The 21423-nt window shown below is 67.3% G+C and carries 20 protein-coding genes and 1 pseudogene; 7 read left to right on the plus strand and 14 right to left on the minus strand.

Annotation, left to right across the window (positions count from 1 at the left end; all coding sequences use genetic code 11):
• Positions 1–215, plus strand: a pseudogene (locus tag NGR01S_RS32055) (hypothetical protein); the annotation flags it as partial.
• An 82-nt stretch (positions 216–297) separates the two neighbouring features.
• On the opposite strand, the gene NGR01S_RS28505 reads toward NGR01S_RS32055, so the two are convergent.
• The 11 genes from NGR01S_RS28505 to NGR01S_RS28550 all read right to left on the minus strand — a co-directional run bounded on the left by NGR01S_RS28505 (position 298) and on the right by NGR01S_RS28550 (position 12549).
• Positions 298–1731 (minus strand): hypothetical protein, encoded by a 1434-nt coding sequence (locus tag NGR01S_RS28505; protein WP_063042295.1) that lies wholly within the window; start codon positions 1729–1731, stop codon positions 298–300.
• Between the two features lie 141 nt (positions 1732–1872).
• Positions 1873–2571 (minus strand): hypothetical protein, encoded by a 699-nt coding sequence (locus NGR01S_RS28510; protein ID WP_063042297.1) that lies wholly within the window; start codon positions 2569–2571, stop codon positions 1873–1875.
• A 179-nt stretch (positions 2572–2750) separates the two neighbouring features.
• A complete protein-coding gene (locus NGR01S_RS31355) occupies positions 2751–3506 on the minus strand; it encodes a hypothetical protein (RefSeq protein ID WP_157107480.1) in 756 nt (251 codons plus the stop codon).
• 145 nt (positions 3507–3651) lie between these two features.
• On the minus strand, positions 3652–5757 hold the full coding sequence (locus NGR01S_RS28515; protein WP_063042299.1) for a hypothetical protein: 2106 nt from the start codon (positions 5755–5757) through the stop codon (positions 3652–3654).
• Positions 5758–5862: 105 nt separating this feature from the next.
• Positions 5863–8853, minus strand: coding sequence for a toprim domain-containing protein (locus NGR01S_RS28520; RefSeq protein ID WP_084481785.1), 2991 nt, complete (start codon positions 8851–8853; stop codon positions 5863–5865).
• Positions 8850–9620, minus strand: coding sequence for a DUF4913 domain-containing protein (locus NGR01S_RS28525; protein WP_063042303.1), 771 nt, complete (start codon positions 9618–9620; stop codon positions 8850–8852). Before NGR01S_RS28525 ends, NGR01S_RS28520 begins: the two co-directional genes overlap by 4 nt.
• Positions 9617–11455, minus strand: a complete 1839-nt coding sequence (locus tag NGR01S_RS28530) for a type IV secretory system conjugative DNA transfer family protein (protein WP_063042305.1) — start codon at positions 11453–11455, stop codon at positions 9617–9619. Before NGR01S_RS28530 ends, NGR01S_RS28525 begins: the two co-directional genes overlap by 4 nt.
• Positions 11440–11709 carry a hypothetical protein gene (locus tag NGR01S_RS28535; RefSeq protein ID WP_063042308.1) on the minus strand — a complete coding sequence of 90 codons (270 nt, stop codon included), beginning with the start codon at positions 11707–11709 and terminating at the stop codon, positions 11440–11442. Before NGR01S_RS28535 ends, NGR01S_RS28530 begins: the two co-directional genes overlap by 16 nt.
• Positions 11709–12011: a WhiB family transcriptional regulator gene (locus NGR01S_RS28540; protein ID WP_218020842.1), complete on the minus strand. Its 303-nt coding sequence runs from the start codon at positions 12009–12011 to the stop codon at positions 11709–11711. The genes NGR01S_RS28535 and NGR01S_RS28540 overlap by 1 nt, the downstream gene beginning before the upstream one ends.
• Positions 12008–12241, minus strand: a complete 234-nt coding sequence (locus NGR01S_RS28545) for a hypothetical protein (protein ID WP_063042312.1) — start codon at positions 12239–12241, stop codon at positions 12008–12010. Before NGR01S_RS28545 ends, NGR01S_RS28540 begins: the two co-directional genes overlap by 4 nt.
• Positions 12241–12549 carry a hypothetical protein gene (locus NGR01S_RS28550; RefSeq protein WP_063042314.1) on the minus strand — a complete coding sequence of 103 codons (309 nt, stop codon included), beginning with the start codon at positions 12547–12549 and terminating at the stop codon, positions 12241–12243. Before NGR01S_RS28550 ends, NGR01S_RS28545 begins: the two co-directional genes overlap by 1 nt.
• 436 nt (positions 12550–12985) lie before the next feature.
• Between NGR01S_RS28550 and NGR01S_RS28560 the strand changes: the two genes are divergently transcribed.
• The 5 genes from NGR01S_RS28560 to NGR01S_RS31360 all read left to right on the plus strand — a co-directional run bounded on the left by NGR01S_RS28560 (position 12986) and on the right by NGR01S_RS31360 (position 17512).
• The gene (locus NGR01S_RS28560) at positions 12986–13390 is read left to right on the plus strand and encodes a GntR family transcriptional regulator (protein WP_063042316.1); all 405 of its coding nucleotides are present in this window, start codon (positions 12986–12988) and stop codon (positions 13388–13390) included.
• Positions 13391–13626: 236 nt separating this feature from the next.
• On the plus strand, positions 13627–14529 hold the full coding sequence (locus NGR01S_RS28565; protein ID WP_157107481.1) for a hypothetical protein: 903 nt from the start codon (positions 13627–13629) through the stop codon (positions 14527–14529).
• Positions 14526–15116 carry a cysteine hydrolase family protein gene (locus NGR01S_RS28570; protein WP_218020843.1) on the plus strand — a complete coding sequence of 197 codons (591 nt, stop codon included), beginning with the start codon at positions 14526–14528 and terminating at the stop codon, positions 15114–15116. Before NGR01S_RS28565 ends, NGR01S_RS28570 begins: the two co-directional genes overlap by 4 nt.
• A gap of 255 nt (positions 15117–15371) precedes the next feature.
• Positions 15372–15542: a hypothetical protein gene (locus NGR01S_RS31805; RefSeq protein ID WP_174372467.1), complete on the plus strand. Its 171-nt coding sequence runs from the start codon at positions 15372–15374 to the stop codon at positions 15540–15542.
• Between the two features lie 242 nt (positions 15543–15784).
• Entirely contained in the window at positions 15785–17512 is a 1728-nt protein-coding gene (locus tag NGR01S_RS31360; RefSeq protein WP_157107482.1) for a hypothetical protein, read from the plus strand.
• Between the two features lie 115 nt (positions 17513–17627).
• Here the strand turns inward: NGR01S_RS31360 and NGR01S_RS28590 are convergent, their stop codons facing one another.
• The 3 genes from NGR01S_RS28590 to NGR01S_RS28600 all read right to left on the minus strand — a co-directional run bounded on the left by NGR01S_RS28590 (position 17628) and on the right by NGR01S_RS28600 (position 19588).
• Positions 17628–18488, minus strand: a complete 861-nt coding sequence (locus tag NGR01S_RS28590) for a ParB/RepB/Spo0J family partition protein (protein WP_063042324.1) — start codon at positions 18486–18488, stop codon at positions 17628–17630.
• Positions 18488–19198 (minus strand): nucleotide-binding protein, encoded by a 711-nt coding sequence (locus tag NGR01S_RS28595; protein WP_063042326.1) that lies wholly within the window; start codon positions 19196–19198, stop codon positions 18488–18490. Before NGR01S_RS28595 ends, NGR01S_RS28590 begins: the two co-directional genes overlap by 1 nt.
• A gap of 174 nt (positions 19199–19372) precedes the next feature.
• Complete coding sequence (locus NGR01S_RS28600; RefSeq protein ID WP_218020844.1) at positions 19373–19588, minus strand: helix-turn-helix transcriptional regulator; 216 nt, start codon at positions 19586–19588, stop codon at positions 19373–19375.
• 183 nt (positions 19589–19771) lie between these two features.
• On the opposite strand from NGR01S_RS28600, the gene NGR01S_RS31810 reads away from it, so the two are divergent.
• On the plus strand, positions 19772–21364 hold the full coding sequence (locus tag NGR01S_RS31810; protein ID WP_174551758.1) for a hypothetical protein: 1593 nt from the start codon (positions 19772–19774) through the stop codon (positions 21362–21364).
• The last annotated feature ends 59 nt before the right edge of the window (positions 21365–21423 follow it).

Raw genomic sequence — 21423 nt, forward strand, 5'->3', positions numbered from 1 at the left:
TAGCACTGCCCAGTCCTGTCGCCCGGACTGTAGCGCGCAGTCTTGCCGAGCGCCGAGAGTTTCCTGTGGTCGATGTCATCGAGGCTCTAGCCATCTTTGCCCAGCCCGAACTGCTTCGGACAGAATCTGAATCTGCGGGGATCGTCCTCGCCGGCGGCAAGTCTGATGTGGTGGAGACCAGCGCTGTCCTTGCTCCGGTTGCACTGTCGGCATGACCAGATCCGGAAATCGCACAGCCCCGGCGAACGCTATCCGCCGGGGGGCTGTGCGCCGTTGACCGAAGTCAGCTACCTGCGACTACGCCAGGCCGGAGCGGGCGGTTTCGAGGTCGGCGCGGGTGAAGGTGGTGCCGTTGGGCCAGTCGGTTGTCAGCAGCTTCTCCAGTCCTGGCCCGCCACCGTGGAACCGGTCCGGTGCGGGCGCGGTGATGTCGTCGAGCAATTGGGCGAGCAGCAGGGCGAGGGTGCTGGTGCCGCTGCCGGCGTAGCCCCAGCTGATTCCGGGGGCGTCGCGGCGTGGAGCCAGGTGGACGGTGCCGTCAGCGAGGCGGACCCAGATGGGTTCGTCGACCGTCGCTGCGGCCAGGGGGCTGGTCGTGGGCAGGCGATGCGGGACGGCAGCCAGCAACAGGCCCGAAGCCAGCCGGATTACCGGTGCGTCGGTGGCCGGGTCGGTCAGGTAGTCGGTGATCGAGGTTTCCTCGTCGGGGGTGAGGCGCGCGTAGAGGACTTCGAAGCCCGCGTACGGGCTGGCAGGGAGTAGCCGAGCAGCCCATTCGCTGCCAAGGGCGCTGGTGGGGTCAACGTATTCGGCGGTGGTGTAGGGCAATCCGCTGGTGTATCCGGATTTGAGGACCTCGACCACGGCCTGGTGGGCGAGGGAGTCGGGGCGGGCCGCCACTGCCAGCCACCCATCGCGGTGCACGACTTCATCGAGGTCGGGTGGCCCGGGGAACCGCAGGCTGGTTGCGCCCAGCTCCACCCACGACGCTACGTCCGGGTCTGTGGTGATGCCCTCGACGTCGCGCGCGGCGTCCTCACCGGCTCGGTGCTGTGAGGACTGGGCCAGCTCCATCAAGACAGCATGAGCGGTATCGGTGGCGGGGATCGCGGCCGCCAACCGCAGCAGAGGCGCCGGGTCGGGTGCCTCGATCGCGGCCGCTACCGGGACCGGCGGATTACCCGGTCGCCACCGCCGCATCGCTGCGGCATCACGCAACCTGAGCGGCCAGTACGGTGCCCGGCCGCCCAGCACCAGCGCCAGCTCGGGCCAGAGCGGCTCACCGGATTCGACCCTGCGGCCGGCCTCGTCGTGCAGCGACAGCCCCGGACCATGAATCCCGGAGTCGTAACGCACTTTGACCACCCTCGCTACCCCGGGAAACAGAGCGGTCGCGGCCTGGACCTCCCGCGCGGAGGCGGCCGCCGGCACTGTCGGCCACACCACACGCAGCGGCACCCCGCACACCAACCAGTCCTGCACGACCCCGTCGGTGACCTCGCGCGCCCCCTGATACACCGCCTCACCCCGGCGCCAATACCGCAACGGCACAACCGCCGCAGACTCCGGGTTCCCCGCAGCCAGCCACTGCCACACCTGATCCGCCCACCACCGCGGCACGCCGTCGCCGCCGCGCTCGCTGTCGGGAAACCCTGGTGCGCGCAACCACCGCCGCTCCGCTCCGAACACTCCGCGCAGCTGGTCCTCACTCAGCCGGTCAATCTCCCACACAACACCCTCCTACCGCACGCGTTGAACACTCCACCAACGGAACCAAGACCGGTCACGACACAGGCCACTTGCACTTCTCGCCCGCCGTGCGGGACCGAGCACTTCTCGCCCGCCGTGCGGGACCGAGAACGCCCAAGGCGTCTACCTGCGCAAACTGATCCAGCCGAGGGCAAGCTGCCCGGACCGCATGGCGTCGATGAAATCGCCCAGGGTCACGAAATGGTCGGTCGGCAGGTAGGCGGTGGTGACGCCGAGACCGACCCCGCCCAGCTCCAGAATCCGTTCTTTCATGCCCGCGGGCGCGGAGATGTCGAATTCCCAAGCTTCATGCGTTCGCTCCAGGACCACGATCAGCCACCCGCTCGGGGTCACCTGCGCGTAGGCATCTGGTACCGGTTCCGCCCCCACTATCTCGGTGAGACCGCAGTCCTCCTGATACTTCTTCATCGTGGCCACCCTCCACCCCGATCCCTCAGGCCGCAGGCTCACCTGCTCCAGGCCCGGGTTCACCAGCATCAGGGGCAGGGATACCGGCTTCCCGCCGGCCTCGGTCGGAATGAGCCCGGTCCGGGTGCGGTAGGTCAGGTAGTCACCCCGCGCGACCGTGATGACGTTCTCCGCCCAGTGCGGCTGCTGGCATCCGGGGTGGTGCAGGGCTGCCATCGCCACCACGCTCATGTCGCTGACCACCAGAGAGGGGACCTCCCCGTCGAGTGGCCGCCCACAGGTTTGGCAGTCCACCGGCCACAGGTTCTTCCCGAGCTGGTGCAGACCTGCGGAACCGATGCGATCCTTGATCGTCTTATTGACCCGGAACGGAAACGTCGTATCACCGAGCACGCGTGAGCCCCCTTCACGAAAGTGTTTGCGCTGCCATGCTTTTAGCGGCGCTTCCCGAATTAGTATGCCTGCCGACGGCAACAGCATGCAGAGGTTCGGCGGCACCGGGGCCTACCGCACCCGCCCCTGTCGCGGGCCCGCGGACCGCGAGGAGAAGCGTGGTCGATATGAACCGTCGCTCACAGCCCATGCTGTTCGGCGATCACCGCCAGTCCAGCTAGGAGCACCACGATCGAGCCGATCCAGAACCACGGGCTGATGCCCAACGCCAGTAGCGAGAACAACGCGATGAGGAAGCCACCCACAGCAAGTCCGCAGCCCGGCGGCAGCTCACTACTCGCTGGAGAGGCCGATGAAGGGAGCGGAAGCGGTCGCGGTGCGTTTGTCGGCGTAGCTTCTACTTCTTCGCCAGCGGGCTCGACGGCGGCTGAGGCCGACTCTGTCGCCGGCTGAGGGCGCGGAGCGGGTGGCGCGCTCTCAGGGACCGACGCCTTGGCTGCGGGCATGTCGCCGCGGTGGACTACGAAGTGCACCAGGCCGTCGTCTTCCGAGATCAGTCGGTGCGGCCCGACGGGAACCCAAATCCGCTCCCGACCCCCGCCACCGTGGTATTTGCCCAGGCAGGCACAGACACAGTCATACACCGGATTCGTCGCCGTCTGGCAGCTCCCCGAGCATCTCTCGGTGGTGTTGAACTCGACCAGTACTTCGACCTCGCCGAAACGCTCGGCCAGCGCGGAAGCCAGTACCCACAGGTGCGGTCGCGCGATCTCCCAGCGCTTCATCGGCCGGTTCCGCACCAGACTTTTTCGGGCGCCGAGTACCGATTTCAGCCAGGTGCGGTTGTAGCTTGCGGGTTTGGAGGGGTCGTAGGGCATCGTCACCCACAGCCGGGTTTCTCCCGGTTTGCGCTGTATACGCGGTCGGTTGGACACAACCCGCCCCCTCCGCTTTCAGTAACCCTGCGCGGCAACGATATCCGGAGGGTCCGACGGGCGCCGGATCAATAGACCGCAGCCCCTGGCGCGTAATGGTCGCCAGGGGCTGCGGTCTGTCTCAGGTCGGACTACATGAGGGTGGTTATCGGTCCATTCCGTGGGCGTGCGCTTCCTGCCGGGCGGCCGCGCGGACCTGGCTCAGCTGCTGATGCTGCCGGGCGGCGTGGTCGGTCCGCATGCTGCGTGACCGGCCTTTCCCACAGGACGCCTCAGCGGCTCGGCGTTGAGCCTGGGCGTCGTCGCGGGCGGTGACCACGGTCTGGGTCCGGTCGACCCACTGCCGGTCGCGGTCGTCGGTCTGGCGGCCGATGTGGCCGGCCTGACGGGCGGCTTCGTGGATCTCGGCGTGGATGGCCTCCTTCACGGTCGGTGCGACACCTTGGCGGGTGAGCACTTTGTCGAGTTCGTCCACGGTCTTGCGGTAGTAGTCGCGGTGCTCTCGGCGGGTCTCCTCCCGGTTGTCCAGGCCGAGTCCGCCCGCGACGTTGTAGAGGGCGAGCGCGACATTCTGTCCTGCGGCCGCGCGGTCGTGGGACTGCTCGGTTTTCCGCTCCACCGGGCTGCTGGCCTGGGCGAGGTCGGAGATCCGGTCCTCGGTGCGGGTGGCGAGCCGGACTGCTCGGTGGATCTGCCATCCCAGATCGACAGAGCGCCGCGAGCGTTCGTCGGCCCACATCAGCTCAGGCACCTCTTTGCGGTGCTGGACTCGTCCGGCGTCGATATCGGCGAGGACAGCGGCCAGGTGGGCGCGTTCGATCGGTGCGAGCCCGTTGGGTTCGGTGCCGGTCGCGATCGCCTGCAGCTTGGCGCGGGTGGCGGCCATGCGCGGAAGATCGGCGGCGATCTCGTCGTGGACACCGAGCCGGGAGATTTCTTCGTTGTTGGGCGGCCAGGTCAGCAACATCTGTGTTGCCCATGTCTGGTTTCCGGCGGTGCCGGCGTAGTTTTTGAGTTCGTCGAGGATCTCGTCGCGGTTGGCGTAGCCGGGCCAGATCCGCAGGTCGGGGTTGTGGCCGGCGACGATCGCGCGCCCGATCTCCCGGACGGTGTGCTGATCTTCCGGGGTCATCACCGAGATCTCCTCGGTCATCCGGGCCGGGTCGATCCGGCGGGCAGCGAATTCGGTGAGCAGGCTCGGGATCCGGCCGCGGGCTTCCTCACCCGGATCGACCAGGGGCGGAGTGGCGAGCAGGTCCATCTCGTCGGTGTGCTCACCCAGATAGTCCACCAGGAACCGGATCTGGGCTCGGTCACTGTCGGGGATCGGCGCGGCCGCCAGGTCCTGCACGAGTTTCGCGTAGCGGTCGGGCCGGGTGTCGAGCCAGCCGCGGGGGTCGCCGGGGTCGATACCGTCACCGATCCAGTCGGTCAGTACCGCGACGGCGGCTTCCTTGCTGGCCGGCGCCAGCGTGGAGGCGGCCACGATGTCGAGCACCGGCGACTCGTGCGCCCACACGGCAACGGCCTCGTCCCAGGCCTGCCCGGCGCGGGGGTCGAAGTTCGGATCGAGGGTGACGGTGAGGTTCTCGGTGTCGACGAGAACGCCCCAGTTTTCGCGGTAGACGCCGGTGATCTCGGCGACGACCTGGGCGGCGCGCTCGTCCTGGTCGGCCCAGACCAGGGCGTCGGCCAGGGCCAGGGGCAGCGCTTCACGCGCCGACCACGGGATCTGCTCCCAGCCCATCCGGGCCCGTTCGTACTGCTCGCGGAGCCAGACGTTGGCAGGGTCGTCGTGCTGGTCGGGGTTGTCGACGTAGGCGGCGTGGGTCCGGTTCAGGTCGTGGCGCGCTTCGCGGGCCTGGTTCACGGCGACGTGGGCGTGCAGCTGGGTGATCCACTGGCCGTAGACCTTCGGGGTGTTGGCCACGCGGACAGCTTCGGTGGCCTCGATCTCGGCGAGCTGGGGCCCCCAGACCGGATCGGAGGCCAGCGTCTCGCGGTGAGTGCGAAGGTGCTGGTCCAGCTCTGCCTGTACCCGGTTGAGGCTCTGTTCGAAATGCTGGGTGCGTTCGGCGCGGGTGTCGACGAACTGCTCGGCGGTGGCTGTCGGATCCTGCATGTGGATCACGAAGCCCTCGGCGTGGTCGACATCGACATTGTCGAGCGAGCTTTCATAGAAGCGTCGCTGGTCCTCCAGAATGTCGGCGTCGAGGGCTGCCTGGGACCGGGCGGTCGAATCGTTGGACATGCTGATGTTTCCTTCTCAACTAACTGGGTGGTTCGGGACTCCGCTGGCAGCGGGCCCGGGAGGGACGGCGCAGCGTGGTGTGCGCCGTCCCGGGGTTTGGCTGTCTCAGCGGCCGAATCCGCGGTCGCCCTTGCCGCGACCGCGGTGGTTGGTGATGTGCATCCCGGCGCCGGGGCGGGTGTTGCGGGACTTGCTGCGGCCCTTGAGCGCGGCTTTGACGGCTTCCTGCGTGGGGTGCGCGCAGGTGCTCTCAGCGGCAATGCGCTGGGTGACCTCATCGGGGGGCATCCCCTGTGCGCGCAGGTGCTCGGCCATCTGGTCGAGCCGGTCGCGGCTGTCGTAGCCGGGGGCGGGCGGGGTGCGTACGGCGGTGACCGCGTCGCGGCGGTCGGCCCACCGCTCCTGAACGACCTTGGCCTGCTTCCCGGCAACGGAGGCCTGGCCGGCGGTGGCGTCGAGTTCGGCGCGTATCCGGTTGCGCATGCCCTCGGGAACGCCGGCGGCGGCCAGGCGCTCGATGAGTGCCCGGTCGACGCCTTTGTCCTCGTGGTCGGTGAGGGTGGCGTTGCCGACGGCGAGCTGGATCTGTGCGTCGGCGACACGCTGCACCTGCTCGCGGGTGCGTCGCGCGGTGCCGCGTGGGGCCTGGTTGGATTCGAGCATCTGGCCGAGCTTGTGGCGGGTGTAGCGGGCGTGGTCGTAGGCGATCGCCGAGGCCCGGTCCATATCGACCACCGAGGCGGAGCGGTCGTCGACGAACAGCAACTCCGGTGTGGTGTGTTTCCCGGCGTCCACGTCGACCAGGACCGCGCGCAGCTGCTCCTGCTCCAGCGGGTGCAGACCTTTGCCTTGCGTGAGGGCCTTGCGGATGGAGGCGCGGTCCTTCTCGGCGCGCTGGCGTAGCGCGGCCGCGGTCGGGTCGCCGAGGTCGCCGGCCCTGCCCGCGATCCGGGAGGCCTGGGTGGCGACCGAGGCGTACATGCGCACGGTGGCGGCCAGTTCCTCGCGGTCGACGTGATCGGGCCACAACCGGGCGAACTTTCCGGCGGGGTTGGTGCGGATCTCGCTACCCCGGTCGCGGGCGGCCTGCTGGTCTTCCGGGGTCATCACCGCGACGGCGTCACGCAGCCGTTCCTGCACGCTGGTGGTGGACATGCCTGTCTTGAGCCGGTCCTGGTAGGCCTCCAGCAGTTTGTCCACCCGCGGCTTGGCCTCCTCACCGAGATCGACCAGAGGGCGCTCCATCTTGCGCAGCTCGGCGGTCGGGAACGGGGTCCGGGTCGAGCCCAGCTCGTCGTCGGCCACGATCTGGCCCGGTGTGCCGAGGTAGGAGGCGATGAACCGCACCTTCGTGCGCACCGGCTCACTGACCTGCTGAAGCCGCATCTTCTTGGTCAGCTCATCGAGGCCGCGCGGGGTCGGGTTGGCCCGCCATGCCTCGATATCGGCATACAGCTGCTCTTTGACGCTCTGGTCCAGGTCGTCCTGGCGCGCGATCTCTTCGACCATGCGGTCCTGGGCACGCCGCGTCCGCGACTGCGTGGCCCGCTCGCCCTCTTTCGCCAGCAGGGCATCGGCCACGTTCGGGGCCGGGCTGGCCAGGACGCCACCGGTCTCCATATCGAGGTGGACCCCGTAGCGGTGGGCCACGTAGCCGACCAGCTCCGAGCGGGCCTCGGCGGCGAGTTTGCTGTCCTCGGCCCAAGCGACCGCATCACCGAACGCGGCCTCGATCTCGCTGACCGAGAGGGAATCCCAACCCTTCTCTTTCAGTTTCGCCAGCCGGGTCTCCACGGCCTGGCGCTCGGCGGCGTGACGCTGCTCGGTCTCGCGGCGTTCGTCGTCGGCCTTGGCGGCGGCTTCCTCGCGTTCGCGGCGGCGCTGCTCGGCCAGCTTCTGCGCGTAGGCCAGCATCTTGGCGAGCATGAGCTGCCAAAACCGCGACATCTCCGCGCCGGCGGAGTCGATATCGGGGGTGTGATCCGGAGCGGCATCCAGATCCGGAGCCATCATGTACTGAGCCATATCGGTAGGTCCTCCCTCAGGGGTGAGCGCCGCGGTGACCGGTTCGGTATCGGCGGCAGGGGCTTCGCGGTTTGTCGGTGTGGTCCGGCGGGGGCTGGCAGTCGGGCGGGTGAACGGATCGAGGTGCGGGATCGGCGTCATCTCCGAGACCTCGTGCCCGGCGTCGATGTGGTCGGTGAAGTCGTTGCCGGTAGCCGGGGCGACGACCCGCACCCGGTCCACCAGCCCATCCAGTGAGGCCAAGACCTTCTCCGCCCGCCGGTATCCGGCCGGGTCCTGGTCGGCGACGACCACAACCAGAGAGGCACCCCGCAGCCACTTCGCGTGATCCGGTGTCCACGACAGCGCGCCACCGGCGTTGGTGGTGGCGGTCAGCCCGGCCCGCTCGGCGGTGTGGACGTCCTTCTCGCCCTCGCAGATGTAGATGGCTTCGCCATCGGCGATGGCGGCCAGGACCTGGGGCAGCTGGAAGGGCACCGGGTCGAAACCGGTGTCCTGCCAATCGCCCTGGGCGCTGTTCCACGCGCGCTGTGAGAACCTCTTGCCGCGGCCGCGCTCGAACTGGGCCTCGCGGCGGATGACCTCACCGGCAACCGTGCCGTCGTCACGGACGTAGGTGTAGGTGTCGGTGGTCTTCCACGGTGTGCGCTGCTCCCCCAGCTCCCGTTTCGGTTTGACCGCGGGAAACCCGGCCGCCGAGATCGCACGGTCGGCCGGGCTCTCACGGCGGGTCTGCGGCTGTGGACGGCGGCTGCGGGTCCAGCCACCCCGCGTCTGGCCGCTGCTGCGCTGGCCTTTCTCCAACGGCTTGTCGTAGAGGTCCTTGATCTCCAGGCTGATCGCGTCGAGGACCTGCTCGTCGGTGCAGCCGCCGAAACAGCGGACCTTGGTGCGGGCCTGGTCGTCGAGGTACTTCACGCCCAGACTCGGGTTGTGGTGGCGGCCGTCGCCCTCGTGGTGCGGGCAGCAGTACCGGGTCCAGGTGCCCGCGGTGCGGCCGTGGCCGACCTTGCGCTCCAATGCTTCGGTGACCCGCTCCCAGCTCGCGGAGTGGGCCCATGCGTTGCTCATCCGGGGTACTCCCGCGTCACTTCACGCGGGCGGGCAGGCGGGCCGGCCGGAACCCACAGCCCGAACGCGGACGGGACGAACCCGTCGGTCGCCGTACCCGCGGCGGCTTCGGTGGTCGGCAGCGGCCCCAGTTCGTCGCTGTGCCTGGTCGAGTTGCAGAGCTTGAACGGCCCGTCCGGGCTCAGGATCACCGCCATATGCGGATCCAGATGCGTCAGCCACCACAGCGAGACCTCGACGGTCTCATCGAGGCGCATCGCCTCGAACGCCCGGTGCACCGCCTTGAACCGGGCATACACCTCGCCGTGAGCGTGCCAGCGCGGGCACCACTTCCACTCCCGCTGATCCGTGGTGACCTCCCGGCGATAGGTGGGCACCACCCACTGCTCCACGAACTCCTCGACCGTGGCGTACTTCGGTTCCGGCGCGGCCGCTTCCTCTTCGGCCTCACCGGCTGCCTCCTCCTCGGCGACCTCGCCCGCTGGTGTCTCGGTGTCGGCCAGCGCCGGGTTCAGGGCGTCCTCGGCTTCCACCAGCGCTGCGGCGCGCATCTCGGCCCGGACCGCATCGGTGAGCAGCTCGGCGACCACACCGGCGGCCATTTCCTTGGCCTCGGCGTTGATCTGGGCCTGCACCGCCTTGCGCAGCGCGGCCTCCATCAGTTCACCCAGGTCGACCCCACCCACCGGCGCGGCCGCGCCGGTGTTCTGGTCCTGGTCTTCCTGGGGGTTCTGGCCGTTTTCGGGGGTCTGCACGGTCTCGGTCATGCGGTTTTTCCTTCCTCGTCGGCGGGGGGCGGCACGATCCGCAGCTGCGGACGCACGGCGGGAGAGGTGAACTCGGCGAGTGCTTCGCGGATCTCGCGGTCGTAGTCGCGCCACCACCACGGGATGGCCTTGGCCAAGGTCGGGCGGTGACCGGAGGAGAAGACGATGATTCGGCCCTTGGGCATCGCCGCGATATCGCTGGCGTGCAGGGTGGTCTCGGTGGTGCGGCTGGTCGACACCGACCGCGAATCCTTCGACCGCGACACCGAGGTGCTCAACTCGTAGTGCGGGCCGATCAACTCACTGCGATCACGCAGGAACCCGGCACCGTCGAGGCCGGCGCCCAGCACCTTGATGTTGGAGGCCGACCACAGCGCTTCCATACCGTCGTTGCCCCAGCAGCGCGTCCCCTGAGCCCAGGACTGCAGCACCGTCATGACGACGATCCCGCGGGACCCGAAATGGGAGTACTGCTTGGGCAGGTCCTTCCAGCGCACGATGTTCGCGGCCTCGTCGAGCACGATCGTCATCGGCACCGGCAAACGCCCGTTGGGGTGGCGGGTGCCCTCGGCGGCCCCGGCGTCCGCGACCGCCGCGCACAACGCGGTGACCAACGGACCCGCGCTGCCCTGGCCCTCTTTCGACAGCGGGTAGAGCGTGCCGCGCGAGCGCACGAACTCGTCCACATCGAACGACTCCCGGGGCCGCTCACCCTCCTGCGGCGGGGTGACCCACGGCTGGATCCGCCGGAACTTCAAGCAACTGGCCATCTTCTTGGCGGTGCCGAAAATGCCGCTGCGCTGCTTGTCCTCGCAGTTGTACTGCGCGATCAGACCCGCAGCGTCCTGGTCGTAGTGGTGACGCTGCAAGATCTTGACCGGGGTGCGGTCCTGGTCGTCGGTCACCCACGCGAACACCTGGGTGATCGGTTTCTTGTCCAGCGCGGCCGCCAGGATCAGCCCGGCCAACAGGTCTTCCCCTTCGGGATCGAAGAACGCATCCCGCTTCTCGTTCTCGGTGGGGCCACCGAACGCGAAGTGCGCGGCGAGCTTGTAGGCCCGCTCCTGCGCGGCCGCCGGATCCCCGTCACCCAGAACCCAGGCGGTCGGGTCCCAGTAGAAGGTCGGCTCGCCATCGGCCACACCCTGCGGGTCGAACACACGCACCGCGCCCTTCGTGGCACGGAACCGGCTGGTCGCATCCACAACATCGCGTTTGTTGCTGGTCGCCACGACCGCACCCGGGGCCTCCATCACCGCCGGAATCACGCGAGTGGTCGTCTTACCCGACCGCGGACCCCAAATGTCGAGGTGAAGGTCCTCATACGAGGCGTAGAGGAGTTTGTCGTCGGCGACCGACCGGCCGATCATCACCCCCGGGGCATCGCCCGGGTTCAGCTGCACATTCAGCGCGGCGGCGCGCTCGGCGACCGCCGCTTCCGACAACCCCGCCAGTTCCCGCCCGCGGCCCATGTACTTGGCCTGAGCGTCGATGGGCTCCTTCTTGTTCTTCTCCCAATGCCGCGACAGCGCACGGCACTTGCGGCAGCCGGCCCGCCACGCCGCCCGGGCACCGACCGCACCGAGGCCGGTGCCGATGAGCAGCGTCGCCAGACCACCGTTGGCCGCGCCGGTCCAGTCCACATCCCCGGTCGCGAGGTTGCAGGCCAGCGAGATCGGGTTGATCGGGAGATCCTGATCCGGACCGCCGTAGAGGGCCTCACCCAGCCAGAGGCTGGCGTAGGCGGTCGCGCCGACGGTGGCGCCGGCGCCCACGAGGATGAGTTCTTTCCAGTCGTTCAGCCCGGCACCGGGCTGCTTCACACTGCGGTCCACGCCGCACCTCCGAACGGGATGACGGCCACCTCGACGACGCGTGTCGCGCCGTCGTGGCCGTGGATGGTCTCGATATCGGTGAGGCAGGAGGCCTCGACAGTCGTGCGGACCGGGCCGCGCCAGCGCAGGGACACCGTGCCGTCGGGCCACACGACCCCATCGGACACGACCCCGGTGCCGCTGTAACCGGTCCGGTCCACATCGCGGTGCAGCTGGAAAAACCGCACACCAGCAGTGGTTTCGACCCCGGTCATCACGCGGCCCGCCTCTCGCCGGCCTGTGCCGCGCTCGCGACGACACGGAGCCGGTCGGCGAGTTCGCCGAACACCTTCAGCGACTTGCGCACCGTCGGCAGGTGCACGCCCGCGACAACGCACTCGACAAGGTCCCGCCGCTCGACCCGGGGCGCCGCCCAGGCGGCGCATTCGGCCAGCAGCGGGCAGTCACGGCAGGCCGCCTGAGCAAGCTCGATCCGCGCAGGCTGCTGAGCCGAGGCGAAGAACAGTTCCGGATCGGTGCTGCACACCAGACCGGAGCGCGAGATATCCATGCTCATCGCGTGGCCTCCCCCGTCGGGTGAGCCGCGCTGGTAATGGCGCAGAACGGCTCACAACTGGACTCGGGGATCTGGGCGCCCTCGCCGAAATCCGCGCAGGACACGGCGGCGCACACGATCACGGCGAACGTGATGACCCCACCGATCACGGCGAAGATCGAGCCGACGACACCGACGCCGGCGCCCGGGCCTACCGGGATGTAGATATCGATGTAGCGATCGCGGGACATCACGCGACCTCCGCCGACATCGCCACGAAGCCGCGGGCTTCCGCCGCGGTCAGACCCAACAGGCTTGCCCACCGATCGACTTCCACCCGCTCCGGAGCGATCGCGATCTTCATCGCGGCCAGGGCCTGCGTGCGGGTCAACTGCCGCCCCGGCAGGTAGGAGACATGCCAGCGGTCCAGCCCCACGTAATCCGCGTGGTGGACGGTGGCCTCGCTGACCAAATGGCCGTCGCGCTCGATGACCGCCGGGATGGTCGGATTGGCCGCCCGACGCCAGGTCTCGCGTGTCCAAACAGCAGGTACCTGCATCACGCACTCACCCCCAGCGCCGACGCGTCCGAGGGGACCTCTCCGGCCTGGCAGCGCAGCACCGCGTCCAAGGCATCCAACCCGAGCGTCTGCGCCTGAAGTTCGATCATCCCCCAAGCCATTCGGGTGTTCGGGGTGTCGAACCACAGGCCCCGACCCCACCGCGCAGACAACTCCGCGATCGTCAGGCCGGCCACGGCAGCACGGGCGGATACCCGTACGCCCGGCCACAGCGTGAGCCGAAAACGGCCCGGTGCAACCTCATACGCGCAGTGCGCGGACCGCTCTGCGGTCAACCACTGCCCCTCACGCCTTATCGCCATGAGGACTCCTCCTTCACTCTATCGACTGTCTATCTGAGTGAATCAGACTGAGTTGATAGAGTCAATCATGTTCAAGTGATTGACTTAAGTGACTCAAGGAGACTTACTCTTAGATGGTGAGCAAACCGCGATATGCCCTCATCGCCGATGACATTCGGGCCAAGATCAGCCGCGGCGACTATGCGCCCGGCGACCAGCTGCCGACCAAGGCTCAGCTGATGGAGCAATGGGGCGCTGCTCTCAATACCGTTGCGAGAGCGATCACCGAGCTGCAAAACGAGGGCCTCGTCGAGACCTTCCACGGGGTCGGGTCCTTCGTCCAATCGCCGGCGCCGGTGGAACAAGCCGGAGAAGGCGACGAGGTCGCCCAACTACGAGCCCGTGTCGAGCAGTTGGAGGCGATGTGCGCTCGCGTTGAGCAGCTGGAAGCACTGATGATGGAGGTTTTTTCTAACCTCGGCCTTACCTACCCCGCCGCGCCGAACATCCCGGAAACCTCCTCCCGGGAGGCGATGTGAACGTACGTCGCCTGCCATCCTCGGGCGGAACCGTCACGGGGCTGCACACACGCGGATCCAGCTACCACCCGGACTACGCAGCCCTCGCGCGCGGCCGCGTCTCGATGGCCAGGGCTTCTGCAGGTCTGTCTCCCGTCGAATTCGCTGCGGCACTCAGTGATTTGCTCGGTCGTAGCATTCAGGCTGGTCACGTGACCTCTTGGGAGAACAGGGCAACCCCACCCGGGGATGTACTGATGGCCATCACTGCACTGGCGCCGACGAACTCCAGCACCCTTGGAATTCGTTCTCACAAATTTATCGCTGCGCATGTCGGACACACGCGCGTCCAGCAGCTCGTCGAAAGCCTGGAACTGGAACGGGTCACCGGCCACCTGGGTCGAACCCCTTGCTGGATCGGACCCGTCCCCGAGACGGGCGACCACTGCTCGGTGTCGCTATTTCCCTTCGGCACGGCCATCATCCACCTGCTTGAAGATCTTGACCTGCCCGATGTCACTTCGCTCGCCTACTGGCGCTACCAGTCGTACCCAGAGAACCTCAGGTGGGCCGGGCAGTACCTCACCGAAGCGGCAGGTACAGACATCGCCGCCTCGTACGTTCTCAGCACCTATTGGGTCTACGCCGCGCCATGGGCCGGGCAGAGTCTCGACACTGGGCTGCGCTTGATCTGCGCCCCACGGGTGCTCGTCGACCGTGAGGTCACTCCAAACGCCCAAGCTGCCAGCGAGCGCACCGAACACGACCTGCTCGGTGCGGGTTACCACCCGCCCGAGATGCGCAGTTTCGGCAGTCCGGGCGTTTCCAGCGCGTGGGCAAGTTGGTCAGGGGTGGTCTACCACCCGCACGATCCTCTTCGGGGTCTTGCCGAAAACGACCTCGTCCAGTTCGAGATCGGGGTCCAGGCCATCTGGGCTTTCACGGCCTACATTAACGAGCAAATCGAAGCTGGCGTGGACCCCGACATATCACCTGAATACGGCGGCCGCTTCCTCAGAGCGATGCGGCTGCTGCTGTTCAACCCCCGGCCGCAGGAGACCGGGCAGTACCAGCAGATGCGAGAGGCGGTCGTCACCTCCAGCGGCCTGCCATCCCAGCTTGAACTAGCCATGGAGGCACTGAAGGAGGCCGGCCAGTGATCGACATAGACAAAGCAGCGCTGCTCGTCGTCGACGTACAGAACGGGTTCGTCAACGAGTTCTCGGCCCACGCGGTTCCGGTGATCGTGGACCTCGCGACCCGTTGGGCGCAGGCCGACCGGCCGACGATGTACACCCGCTACTGGAACTACACCGGCAGCCCCTGGGAGCGCCTGATCGGCTGGAGAGCGCTGTACGGACCACCCGAGACCGACCTCGTCGAAGAACTTGAAGTGCTGGCCGATGCACCCGGATCGCACCTCCTCGACAAAACGGTTTACACCGCGCTCACCGCCGAGGGGCGCGACCTACTCCGCCGCCTCGACGTAACAGACCTAGTCATATGCGGAATCGCCACCGACGCCTGCGTTCTGAAGACAGCGCTCGACGCTTTCGAGTTCGGCTACACACCCTGGGTCGTCCGAGACGCCGTTGCCTCTAACGCAACTCGACACCGCGCGGCCGAAATCCACGAATCCGCACTACTGCACATCTCGAGGCTGGTCGGTGCTGGCCAAGTGGTCGATTCCGCCCGCATCCAGCAGTCGCTGGCAGAACGCACCGCGTCCGCTACCCCCGAGCTGTAATGCCCCCTATTACCTGAATGTTGGCGCTTTGGGCGGCTGCGGGTCGCACATGGTCGTAAGGGCGATGTGGAACCCACGCCTGAACTCACAATTTTCGTGGGAAACCAAATCCGGCGTGTCGGTAGGCGTTAACAGTTTGGGCATGGAAGGGTAACACGCATGGCTCAGCTGCCCAAGGGAGAACGAGCCCAGGTTGGCCCACGCCTGGCGCTCGATGTTTTCGAGGCCGTACGTCGGCTCGCCGAGGAAAACAGAATGTCCGTGTCCCAGTACGTGGCGGACGTAATGGCCCTCCACGTCAACCGGCCCGACCTCGTCCTGGAGCTCGACAAGCCGCGGCATGTACCGCGGCGAGCTCGGCCGAAGAAGGGCCGCAAGCGAAAGACCGAGAAGACGAACCAGCAGGAGTTGCCACTGGCTGGATAGTGACCGCAGGCATCGGCCTGCCCTCAACAACCTCATAAACGCGGAAAGCCTCCGACCTGGTACGTCGGAGGCTCCGCATAGCACCCCAGAAGGGTCTTGTCTTGGCCGACAGATCTGAGGGTATCGCACGCCCTATTTCAGTCGCGTGCGAACACGCCCTGAACACGTGTGACAGTTACGACACCTCCTCTGATCCGCAGGGAAATTGCCCCGACGGGTCCTCGTGTGTCAGCCTTGCTGAGTTGGAGCGCGCCCTCTACGTTGCTCCGTTTATCGCGATCCAGCGGGACAACCGCGGTGACCCCGTCAAGGATCTGGTCACGCTGCGGGCGGCGGTTGCGTGTGGCCGTTCCGCCAGCGCTGGCGCCCGACTGGCGCCCGCTCTCGGTGCCGCTGACGTCGACGCCGCTACCGCCGCGCTTGGCGACGCCGCAGTCCGGGCACTGCTGGAATGGTGCGTCGCTCGTGGGCTGCCTTATCTGCTGCGCAAGAGTGGCCGTCCTGGCGGACGTCACGTGATCACCATTTTCGACAGCCCGAACACTGCCGCGGAGTGGCATCGGTTTTGTGTAAATCTCGCCGACCGCCTAGGCACTGTCGTTGACGACCGCACCGGGCAGGTACTCCGACTGCTCAGCGCACCGCACCGACGCGGCCTGCCGTCCCGAATTGTCGTCAGCACCATCACTCCCGCAGCAATCGCTGAGGCTGCTGCTGCGTGGGAGGTCCCCGTCCGTGAGTCCAAAATCTCCCGGCCCGGTCGAGCCTGCCGACGGGCGCGTAGTCGCGCGAGTAACTCTCGATCGGAATGCGAGTTCGGCTTGGCCTGTGCGCTGGCGCGCAACGGTTATGACACCGCCGCCGCGTGGGCCGAAGTGTCGACCAAGGGCAGCAAGGCGCGTGACCGCGGAGAACGTTGGTGGCGCCGCTACGCGTGGCTGCCTGCGGTCACCCTTGTGGCCGCCGAAGAAGCCATCACCGAGCGAAGCGCCTGGGCCCGAGCCAAAGACGCATGTCCTGAAATCGGTCGGAACCTCCAGCAGTGGCGCGAGATGTGGAAGCAGGCTCTGACCGAGGCGAAGACGGAGCGGCCGCGCCGGCGGCGCCTGAAGCCTGCTTTGGCGACATCCACCAACCACACCGATTCCGCGGAAATACGGGCTCTTGAGGCCGGGCTGCGCGCCGCGGTGCAGGACCTTACGGATCTTGAGACACGCCGCCGAAAATCACTGTCGACGGTTCTGTGCGCCCTGGCGATGCCTCTCCTCACCCGCGAGGGCTCGATCTCTCTGCGCGACCTATCCGTTCGTTCACGGCTGGCCTTGGCAACCGTCCGGCGAGCCCTGGCGGCAGCGATCGACCTCGGTCTTCTGGAAATCAGCCGCGCGTACACCGGCGGCGCTGACGACTGCCACGCCTACCGAATTGGGCCTGCCGCAAGCTCATACATCACCCGTGCTGAAGACTATGAGCACACTAGTCTGGACACCCCCCGCCCCCTCGGCCGCTGCACCCTCGCCCGGCTGACCGCCCAGTACAACCGCGACCGGCTGTACTGGCGTGCCCGCTGCGACGCTCTGGCTGCTCTGGCCCCTGGTGAACGTCTTGCAGTCTCTCAGCACCCCGCTGCCAAACTTATGCGCTCACTGTGGTTCCAGCGCCGTTGGTGGACAAACCTCTCGGATCACGAGCAGGAGGAACGCCGCACCGCACGCCGAGAAGTCCTCCGGCAGCTCCACCCAAGTGAACGGAAAGCATGGTTCCGTTGGCTCGACCGCCGACACGACATCACGGCCGCGATGGACCGGATCCTCATCCACGCCGAGACGCCAGAGGACGCTGGGACTGTGCTGAACGCACCGCTGACAATCCACCACGGGATGCGCGATCCGCAGTGGCGGGCCGGCGGTACGCCACTGGCAACGCGGCGCACCGGGGAAATGGAACAACCTGAGTTGTGCGTGGCCTGACAACAGCTGTGTCTGCGGACCACACCTCGAACGCGATTTACCGGCGGTAAATCTGGACTCGCTCACAGTCCGAGGGAGGTCATTTACCGCCGGTAAATCGATTGGACAGGGTCCGCTACGTGGACAGCTTGGTGACCAAATCGGCGAGCGCTTCCTCATCGAGGTACTCGCGTAGAGCCTCGGCCAGGATGTCTGCCTGCGGCTCGAACCGGCGCAGCGCCTTGACGATCTGCGGGGCATTGGCCGGCTTCGGCGCGCTGGGAGCCTTAGGCTCACCGTCGGGATCCTTCTGGGCCTGGCGGTCCTGCGCCGCCTGCCAGGCAGTCACCTGCTGCTCCAGAGGAACCTTCGCCAGGCTCCGAGCTACCCGGACCGCGAGGTCGCCCCGGCGGAGAGCGGTCTGCAGTTCCGGTGCGAGCTTAAGCAGTGCACGGCGCTGAGACACCCAACCGGGCGACTTCTTCAAGTACGCGGCCGCAGCTTCCGCAGACTCGGACTCCTCCACCAGCGCTTCGACAGCGCGGGCTTCCTCGATCACATCAAAGCCTGCGCGAGCGACGTTCTCGGTGATGGATGCCGACAACAGGGTCGATCGGTCCGCCGCGACCTCATCCTTGATGACGAACTCGAGCTCGGCGCGGCCGTACCGGTGAGACGCCGCCAACCGCCGGCAGCCGTTGATCACCACCCAGCGCGCATCCCCGACCTTGCCCTGGTCCTCGGGATACAACCGCAGATACGCGGCCCGCGTGACCACAAGCGCCGGTTGCAGCTGCATCTGACCGATAGACTCCAGATCCACCAGATCCCCGACGTCTTCGCGCGGGTTCCGGGGGTTTGCCACCAGCTCCGCCAGCGGCGCCGAGGTCGGTGGACCGCTCGGCGCCGGCTGAGACGCTTCTCCATCGACAGGCGACTTCTCACCGACGCTGTCGAACAGATCTGCCAGGTTCTTCCTGGTGCCGCCGCGGGCCATCACACAGCCACCTTCAGTTCAAGCGCCAGCTTGTAGAAGTCCTCCCGCGCCCGCAGCGAGGTACCACTGCTGGGGTACTCGGTGACGACCTGGCCGTTGAGGGAGGCCCGGGTATGCAGCTTGTAGCGCCGGATCACCGTCTTCGCGCCGGTCCAGTTGTTGCGGCGGATGAACTCGATGGTCTCGTCGCGGTCCTGCTCCCCGTCGCGTGGATCCCAGTTGTTCAACACCACCCGGTACTTCAGCCCGCGCGGCTCGATCACCTTCCGGATCGTCCGCGCGGTCGGATCGAAGGTCAGCGGTTCCGGAGTGATCGGCACGATCACCAGATCGGCTGAATCGAGAACCGCACGCAGTGCGTCCCCCGCCGGACCCTCCCCGAGGGGATCCCGTTCGTCCTGTGACTCGGCCATGTCCAGCCATCCGGGCGTATCGACGAAGACATGGTCGATACCCGGAAGTTCCTTCAACCGCTTCAACTCATCCAGATCGGCGTGCGCCTGGACGACGTGGAACGGTAGATTGTCCACCCGCGACCCCCACCACACCGCGGAACCTTGAGGGTCGATTGACACCGCCGCCACCGGCGAAGGGGCATCCGGATCCAGCCCGTCCCCCACCACTTCCGCCGTCACCGCCGCCAAATTCACTGCCAGCGTGGACTTTCCAACGCCGCCCTTTTGATTGAGCAGCACATGCACAACAGCCATCGGTACTCTCTTCCGTTGCTTCACCCCGGCTGGGGCTACTCGGATAGCGACCGCAGCATACGACGCCCATCCGAACGACACCCAGGTGAAACACCGGGTAGTGCACCGGCCAGACGAAATCACAGGGCGAGCATCGATTTACCGCCGGTAAATATCAGTACTGTTGTCGCTTGCTCAGGAGCTCGGGGAACTCGACCGGCTGGCCGCCGGAACGCCGCGACCAGGGCGAGAAGTCTCCCACTCCTCGATCGTCGACTCCAGCCACCCCCGATTGCGGCCGACCTCGGCATCGTGCGCCGGCAGCATTCCCTTGCGGTGATAGCTCTTCACAGTGTTCAGGCTCAGCTCCAGCCGATCGGCGATCTCGGCGAGCGACAGGTAGTGAATCACGACGAAATAATACACCCTTAAGGGTTCATAATACACCCTTAAGGGTGTATTATGAAGGTGTAGAGCTATGCCCTGCCCTATGGCGCGTACCGCCGACGAGGAGGACCTTCCATAATGTTTCGCCGTCCCCGAACAGCCCCCACGGCCGACGACCCTCTGCTCGCTGCTGAACTCACAGACCGGGTGCAGGTCGCACACAGCCGGCTCGCCCACCAGTACGACCCTGCCCTGGTCGAGGCCCTGTCCGAGCGGGAACTTGCCGACGACCGCCGGGTCGCCGAGCGGGTTCGCGACCACAGCCGGCGGGAGACCGAGCAGCGTTTGGAGGCCGCCGAGTCCGCCGCCGACCAGGTACGCCGCGCGACGGCCGAGATCGTGCGGGCCGACGCGCAGGACCTGGTGACCGCGCGGAAAGCCCTGGCGGAGCAGCGCCGTCAGTCCAGCCCGCACGCCCAGCTGGCGAGTCTGTACCGGATCAAGACGTTCTCCTCCCGCGCGCTGTCCGGTGTCGTGATCGCTGCCATGCTGTGGTCCGCGGTCAACGTGCAGCAGAACATCGCCCCGACCGGCGCGGCCGACCCGCTGTTCTGGGCGAGTTACCTGCTCGAAGCTCTCATCTCCACCGTGCTGGTCGTTTTCATGGTCAGCGGATCCGCTGTGGCCCGCTGGAAGATCACCGAAGGCGACGACCTCATCAAGCGCATCGAGATCGCGCTCCTGGTCGCCACGATCACCCTGAACACCTACCCGTACTTCGACCCGTTCAAGATCTGGGACATCGTCGTGCACGCCGTCGCCCCGGTCATGATCGGCGTTGCCCTCTTCGGCCACAACGCAGTGAGTAAGCGACTCGGCGCCGCGATCGACGAAGCGTCCCGGCAGCTGCCACCCGATGACGACATCGCCGTACGCCTCGCCGTACTCACCGACGTGACCCGCCCAGTCCCTTCGGTCGCGAGCCCGGCGCCGGCGGAACCCGCGCGCGAACCGATCGCGGCCGCTGCGCCGATCATGCGCGACGAGACGATCGATCGCGCGCGGACCGTTCCCGCCGATGGAGAATCCGATCGCGCGCCGATCGCGCGCGGGGACGATCGATCGCGCGCGCAGGACGGCGAACCGATCGCGCGCGACGAGGACGATTCAGAAGGACCGATCGCGCGCGAAGAGACGCTCGATCGCGCGCGATCGGACGGCACGGACACCACTGAGCGCCGCGCGCCGCGCGCCGATCACATCCCCGCTGACCTGGGAACCGATCGCGCTCCGATCGCCGATCGCGACCACACCGGAGAGGACTCGGAGCCCGACACCGCGCGCGAGGAGGCGCCTGTCGTTTCCCTTGTCCGCTCGTCCGATCGCGCGCCGATCGCGCGCGAAATGCATCCGTCGATCGCGCGCAGCCCGCGCACCGATCGCGCGCGATCGACGAACGACCCAGCGACCCACGGGGCACTCGCGCGCGCGGCCGATCGCGCGCCGCGCGCGCTCAACGCCGAGGTTCCGATCGCGCGCGGCGACGCCGGGAAGGGTGTCGATCGCGGTCCGTTCCCCGAGGAGCTGTCACCCGCGCAGGCGCTCGACTTCGCGCGCGCGGTCGTCGATCGCGGGTTCAGCAAGCAGCCAACCGCGGTGCTCGCCCGCATCTTCGAGGCGCGCTCGAAGGGGTACAAGCCCAACTACATCGGCAAGGAAATCGTCGATCTTCCGCACTCGACCGTGGGCCGCGCGCTCACCGCGGTCGAGAAGGTGACAGGTCCGCGCGCGATCAACTGATCCAGCCCCTACACAGCGACAGGACCCTGGCGGCCATTACTCGCCAGGGTCCTGTCGTG

It is taken from the genome of Nocardia grenadensis NBRC 108939, from assembly GCF_001613445.1.
Taxonomy (GTDB): domain Bacteria; phylum Actinomycetota; class Actinomycetes; order Mycobacteriales; family Mycobacteriaceae; genus Nocardia; species Nocardia grenadensis.

What these genes read in the sequence shown, in the direction of transcription:
- NGR01S_RS28515 (WP_063042299.1), bottom strand. Translation starts at nt 5,757, where the DNA reads ATGTCCAACGATTCGACCGCCCGGTCCCAGGCAGCCCTCGACGCCGAC.
- NGR01S_RS28520 (WP_084481785.1), bottom strand. Translation starts at nt 8,853, where the DNA reads ATGAGCAACGCATGGGCCCACTCCGCGAGCTGGGAGCGGGTCACCGAA.
- NGR01S_RS28525 (WP_063042303.1), bottom strand. Translation starts at nt 9,620, where the DNA reads ATGACCGAGACCGTGCAGACCCCCGAAAACGGCCAGAACCCCCAGGAA.
- NGR01S_RS28535 (WP_063042308.1), bottom strand. Translation starts at nt 11,709, where the DNA reads ATGACCGGGGTCGAAACCACTGCTGGTGTGCGGTTTTTCCAGCTGCAC.
- NGR01S_RS28540 (WP_218020842.1), bottom strand. Translation starts at nt 12,011, where the DNA reads ATGAGCATGGATATCTCGCGCTCCGGTCTGGTGTGCAGCACCGATCCG.
- NGR01S_RS28545 (WP_063042312.1), bottom strand. Translation starts at nt 12,241, where the DNA reads ATGTCCCGCGATCGCTACATCGATATCTACATCCCGGTAGGCCCGGGC.
- NGR01S_RS28550 (WP_063042314.1), bottom strand. Translation starts at nt 12,549, where the DNA reads ATGCAGGTACCTGCTGTTTGGACACGCGAGACCTGGCGTCGGGCGGCC.
- NGR01S_RS28560 (WP_063042316.1), top strand. Translation starts at nt 12,986, where the DNA reads ATGGTGAGCAAACCGCGATATGCCCTCATCGCCGATGACATTCGGGCC.
- NGR01S_RS28565 (WP_157107481.1), top strand. Translation starts at nt 13,627, where the DNA reads ATGGCCATCACTGCACTGGCGCCGACGAACTCCAGCACCCTTGGAATT.
- NGR01S_RS31805 (WP_174372467.1), top strand. Translation starts at nt 15,372, where the DNA reads ATGTCCGTGTCCCAGTACGTGGCGGACGTAATGGCCCTCCACGTCAAC.
- NGR01S_RS28590 (WP_063042324.1), bottom strand. Translation starts at nt 18,488, where the DNA reads ATGGCCCGCGGCGGCACCAGGAAGAACCTGGCAGATCTGTTCGACAGC.
- NGR01S_RS28595 (WP_063042326.1), bottom strand. Translation starts at nt 19,198, where the DNA reads ATGGCTGTTGTGCATGTGCTGCTCAATCAAAAGGGCGGCGTTGGAAAG.